This window comes from uncultured Campylobacter sp. (assembly GCF_938018145.1).
GTDB lineage: Bacteria > Campylobacterota > Campylobacteria > Campylobacterales > Campylobacteraceae > Campylobacter_A.
In genome coordinates this window covers 1-5,303 of the sequence record NZ_CALIII010000272.1, presented here as the reverse complement: position 1 = coordinate 5,303, position 5,303 = coordinate 1, and the positions used below count along the sequence as shown (strand labels likewise).

The 5,303-nt window shown below is 47.0% G+C and carries 7 protein-coding genes; 1 reads left to right on the top strand and 6 read right to left on the bottom strand.

All coding sequences use genetic code 11. From position 1 onward, the window contains the following. Positions 1-300 (top strand): hypothetical protein (locus Q0338_RS06330; protein WP_298086025.1); only part of this gene is annotated, 300 nt, incomplete at its 5' end. A gap of 51 nt (positions 301-351) precedes the next feature. Here Q0338_RS06330 and Q0338_RS06325 read toward each other — a convergent pair. From Q0338_RS06325 to Q0338_RS06300, 6 genes are all read right to left on the bottom strand, one after another. Further along, entirely contained in the window at positions 352-981 is a 630-nt protein-coding gene (locus Q0338_RS06325; RefSeq protein ID WP_298086024.1) for a tetratricopeptide repeat protein, read from the bottom strand. A 9-nt stretch (positions 982-990) separates the two neighbouring features. Beyond that, positions 991-1,638 (bottom strand): sel1 repeat family protein, encoded by a 648-nt coding sequence (locus Q0338_RS06320; protein ID WP_298086023.1) that lies wholly within the window; start codon positions 1,636-1,638, stop codon positions 991-993. Between the two features lie 9 nt (positions 1,639-1,647). Continuing rightward, on the bottom strand, positions 1,648-2,283 hold the full coding sequence (locus tag Q0338_RS06315) for a tetratricopeptide repeat protein (protein ID WP_298086022.1): 636 nt from the start codon (positions 2,281-2,283) through the stop codon (positions 1,648-1,650). A 52-nt stretch (positions 2,284-2,335) separates the two neighbouring features. Further along, positions 2,336-2,935: an NUDIX hydrolase gene (locus Q0338_RS06310; RefSeq protein ID WP_298086021.1), complete on the bottom strand. Its 600-nt coding sequence runs from the start codon at positions 2,933-2,935 to the stop codon at positions 2,336-2,338. Next, positions 2,920-4,293 (bottom strand): magnesium transporter, encoded by a 1,374-nt coding sequence (gene mgtE / locus Q0338_RS06305; protein ID WP_298086026.1) that lies wholly within the window; start codon positions 4,291-4,293, stop codon positions 2,920-2,922. Before mgtE ends, Q0338_RS06310 begins: the two co-directional genes overlap by 16 nt. Next, positions 4,293-5,303: M23 family metallopeptidase (locus Q0338_RS06300; protein WP_298086020.1), on the bottom strand; the 1,011-nt coding region annotated here is incomplete at its 5' end. The genes Q0338_RS06300 and mgtE, both read right to left, overlap by 1 nt.

The following is a 5,303-nucleotide window of genomic DNA, read 5'->3' as shown; positions in this document are numbered from 1 at the left end:
TTTATGTTTAATGATTTTATAATCATAGCTATATTGTTTATCGCGATTTTCTTTTTGCCAAAGAGCATTATTTGCGCATTGCAGGGCAGCATATGCTTTAATAGATTACTATATGACCGCTTGGCAATATATTTTAAAGACGGCACGATAATAAATATTTTTATAACCGCAACGCAAGAATATCTAGAAATCAAACGATACTTTTTAATAAATAAAGGTATAAACATAAGCAAGGCAAAAACAGAATTAATAATATTTAGCAAAAGAAAAAACAAACTTGCACAAAGTATCTTTCCATAAATTTAAATCTGCACCTCGCCCAGCAGCCAAAATCTAGCGAGGCGCGAAATTTTATTTCGTTTTTTTAACGAGCTCTCTAAATTTAACGCAGCCTTCCGTATATCCGTAGTCGCAAGCGGTCCCGTAGATATCCATCGCTTTTTTCATATCATTTTCGCTCTTTTCGTATCCTTGCGCGAGCATATAGCAGCCTTGCGAGTCCTTGTGGTCGCAGGCTAGCGAGTAGTATTTGCGGACTTTTTGCGGATCTTTTGCGCCGCCGTATTCGCCGCTGTGATGAGCAGCTGCCCTATAGCACGCCTCGCCGACTCCGCCCTCGCAGGCTTTTTCATAAAGCGCCGCCGCCTTTTCGTAGTCTATCTGAGAGATTTGCCACAGTATGGTGCCCTCGTACACCGCGGCTACGGCCGTGCAGCCGTCCATGTCGCCCATATCGCAGGCCTTTTTATATAGCGCGAAGGTCTTTTCGCCGCCGTCATCGTCGTTATATGAGAGCCCCTGCTCGCCCAAAAACGCCGCCATATAGCAGCCGGCGGCATTTTTATCGTCGTTGCAAGATTTTTCAAACAGTCGTGCGCCGTTTTCGAAGTCCGATTTTTTTAGATAAATTTTCGTAGCTTGTTCAAAATTCCCGCCAAAGGCCGCCGCCGCTAAAAACGCAGCTAAAATAATCTTTCTCAACGCATCCTCCTATTTGCTAAATTTTTTAGATTTGGCGCAGCCGCGACCAAGACCGTTTTCGCAAGCAAGACCGTAATATTTAGCCGCCTCGGTGCTATTTTTAGGCGTTCCGTCGCCTGACTCGTAGATGTCCGCCGCGTTGTAGCAGCCCTCGGCCTCTCTCGCTTCGCAGGCTAGTTTATAGTATTTTAGCGCATCGGCGAATTTTGAGGCGCTATCGTGCTGTTTAGCTATCTTTAGGCAAGCCTCCCCGTCTTTGCTCTCGCATGCTTTTTCATAAAATTCGGCCGATTTTTCCGTGTCGTCTGGCTCTACGACGAAATTGTCATTTGACGGCTTAGAGTCGTAAAAATCGCCTGCCGCCGAGCAAGCTTTAGCGTAGCCAAGATCGCAAGCGCTTTTATAAAGCTCCAAAACTTCGCTGTTTATTCGCGCATACTCGTCATCGTCTTTTAGGTCGTATGTTTGATAGGCTTTTAGCTGCGCGGCTATGTAGCAACCTACGGCGTTTTTATCCTCGCGGCACGACTTTTCGTAGAGTTTGGGCACGTTTTTATCGCCCATATCTTGCAGGTATTTTTTCGTCGCGATCTCAAAATTCGTCTGCGCGGCCGCCAATCCGGCTAAAATCAAAACAAGATAAATTTTCTTAAACATAGCGGCTCCTTATTTTTTGTTTTTATAAAGTTTTCTAAAATCGGCGCAAGCTCCCCTAGAGCCGTAGTCGCAAGCTAACCCGTAAAAATCCATCGCCTTTATCTCATCTTTTTTCACACCCTCGCCCCTTTCGTACATATCAGCTAGCGCGTGGCAGCCGCTCGCGTCCTCGTACTTGCACGCGGTTTCGTAAAATTTAGACGCTTTGGCTAAATTTTGCTCGGTACCCCCGCTGTTGTAGTCGTAGTATCCGGCCACTCTCGCGCATGCGGCGCCTACTTTGCCCTCGCAAGCTTTTTCGTGAAATTTCATCGCCTTTTTATAGTCGGTTTCCTGTCCGGCCTGTCCGTTTTCGTAGATATCGCCCAGAGATTTGCATCCGTCCATATCTCCCGCGTCGCAAGCCTTTGAAAACTGCTCGAAGCCTTTTGCCTCGCTAGAGTTTTGCGAATAGGCGTTAATGTTTATAAAGCCCGCGGCATAGCAGCCTACGATATTTTTCTCCTCGTAGCAAGACTTCTCAAAAAGCTTTAAGGCGTTGTCGTAGTTGTTTTGAGCTAGCTCCGCACTCGCCTCCTCGAAAGCAGGCACGGCGGCAAAAGCCGCGGACGCCAAAAAAGCGACGCAAACTATTTTCTTTAGCATTTGTTTTCCTTAAATTTGATTATTTTTCGTGAAATTTGAAATTTGACACGAACTAACGGTTAAATTTGGCAAAAAACCACATAAAAGCAAACATCAGCCCCGTAGCCTTGGTTTTGGTTTCGTCAAACATAAACTCCCGCGCCCGCTCAAGCGGCACGTAAACAGGCTCGATATTTTCGCCGTCTATGCCGCCACCCTCGCCGATCTTCATCGCATCGTTTATCGTAGCAAAAAACATCGTCTGCTTCGCTCCGCCAAATCCCAGCGCGCCGCGGGTGGAGGTTATGCGCTCCACCTTGCTCACGGCAAAGCCCGTCTCCTCGGCGATCTCCTCGATGACGGTCTGCTCCTCGCTCTTGCCTTTATCCATCAGACCCGCGCAAAGCTCATATGTGTAGCCCTCGTCGCCCTTTTGCGTCAAATTTAGCTCGCGTCCTTCTTGCAGGTTAAACCAAACGGCGGGGCGAAACTGCTTAACCAGCAAAAACGCGTCCTTGTCCTCGTGATAAAGCAGCACCGAGACGCTGTCGTGAGCCTTGATACACTCCCATCTGACGGACTTTTCGCACAGATCAAAGGAAATTTGATACGGCTTTACGTAGCGCGGGGAGGTTAAATTTTCTATCTTGATATTTTTTACAGAAGTATCCATTTTGCCAGTCCTAAAAAGCTAAAAAAGCCGACCGTATCGGTAACGGTGGTAAGCAGCACGGCAGAGCCGACGGCGGGATCGATGTCAAATTTCTTTAAGCTTAGCGGTATCAAAGTACCGAAAAATCCGGCGAAAAACAAATTTATCAACATCGAAGCGCCGATAACTACGCCAAGCATCGGGCGGTTAAACCACAAAGAAGCGATAACGCCCATCAAAAACGCAAAGGTTAGTCCGTTTATAAGCGCGATGCCGACCTCGCGTTTTAGCGCATTTGCGGCGTTTTTAAACTCGATCTCTCCCAGAGTTAGTCGGCGCACGGTAACCGTAAGCGCCTGCGTGCCGGTGTTTCCGCCCATGGATGCTACGATTGGCATCAGCACCGCGAGCGCTACGTAGCTAGCTATAGTCTCGTCAAAAAGCCCGATGATCGAGGAGCTAATAAGCGCGGTAAATAAATTTATAAGCAGCCAAACGGCGCGCGCGCGAGTGGCCTTAACCAGGCTCGTATCCTCTTCCTCAGCTTCGTCGTCGACGCCGGCTAGGTTATAAATTTGCTCCGTGGCGCTTTCTTTTATAAAGTCGTGGATGTCGTCAGTGGTGATACGACCGAGCAAATAGCCCTTGCTATCGACGACCGCGATCGAGTTCATATCGTAGTTTTCGACCGTTTCTACGACCGTCTCGATAGGCTCGTTATCGACGGCTACATTGGGTTTGTATTTATCCTCTTCGCTCTTTGCGATGATCTCTCTTAAGGTTTGGTTAAAGTCAAATAGTATCAGATCCTCAAGCGGCACCGCATGGAGCAAAACGCCCTTTTTGTCGGTGATAAAAAGCTGCGAGACGTTTTCTAGTTTGCCTTCTTCTTTCTCGCGCCTTAGCCGCTCGACCGCCGTTTTTAGCTGCTCGTCGATATGCGCGCTAAAAAGCTCCGTCTGCATGAACGCGCCCGCTTCGCCCTCGTCGTAGCTGCGGATACGTAAAATCTCCTCCTGATCGTCCTTGTCTAGGCCGTCAAAGAGCTCCTTGGCCTTTTGTTCGTCGATCTCCTCGATATACTCCAAAAGCTCGGCGGCGTCGTCGCTCTCTAGCTCCTCGATCGCCTCAATGATCTTGTCGCTGGGTATCTGCTCGATCACGTCCTTTAGCATGTGATCTGGCATCTCGATCGCTACGTCGCCCAGGATCTCGGGGTCGAGCTTTTCGAGATACTCGCCAAAGAGCTCCTCATCGTGCTTTTTGAGCGTTTTTAGGTGCTGGGCGAGGTCGGCGGGGCTTAGCTCCTTATCGATCGTCTCGTTTAGGTGCGAGTCTAGCAGTTCTTTGGCTTCGTTTAATTGCTCGTTTTCTTCCATCATTTACTCTTTTTGTCGCTTGACTCGGCGGTTTTGCCTTTTGATTTTGCCTTTTTATCGGCGGCGTCTTTTTGCTTTTTAGACTTATCTTTGCTGGCGTTTACGTCTTTTTTCTTTTTGGACTCGGTTTTGGTTTCTTTATTTGTTTTGTCCTTTTTCTTATCCGTCTGTTTTGTTTTGTCTTTATTTTTAGCGGACGAATTTGACTCAGATTTTTTCGCCTCTTTGCTTGATTTTTTTGGCTCAGTCTTGCTTGCCGCCTTGTTTGACGCTTTTGCGGAGGTCAAATTTGACTCCGGTTTTGCTGATTTTGCCGCGGCTAAATTTGCCGTTTCGTTTGCGTCCGTTTTGGTCCCAGAGGAGTTGTTTTCGGCTTTAGGCTGCACGGTCAAATTTGACTCTGTTTTAGTTAAATTTGAGTCCGTCAAATTTACATCGTCGGCGCTGCTTGTAAGCTCGCTCGTCAAATTTGCTTCGGTTTTGGTCGCATTGTCTTCCTTGTCGTCACCCTTTGTCTCTTTTGTCAAATTTATATCGGTTTTTAAAGAGCCGATGTTAGTTAAATTTTCCTCTGCCCTTTTCGTCTCCGTAGTTAAATTTAAATCTCCGCTAGAAAAGGTAGAATTTGCATCCGTCATCGTCAAATTTACGTCTGCTTTTGGCTCGGTTATAGGATGCTCCCAGTCCATCGCCGCATCAAATTTTTGCTCTTTTTCAGGGATTTCATCCTTGTTGGCATACTCTTTTATCTTGTTTTCAAACTGCTTTATATATTTTTGAAATTTAGCGCTTTCATTTAAGGCAAATACGCTTTTAGCTACCTTTATCTCGGTCTCCGGGTTTATAGCGTTACCGTTTTTATAAACGCCGAAATGCAGGTGCGAACCCGTACTCATACCCGTGTTTCCGACATATGCGATGAGCTGACCTTGCTTAACTTTTACTCCGCTTTTTATACCTTTAGCAAAGCCGCTAGTGTGCGCATATAGCGTCTCGTAACCGCTAGTGTG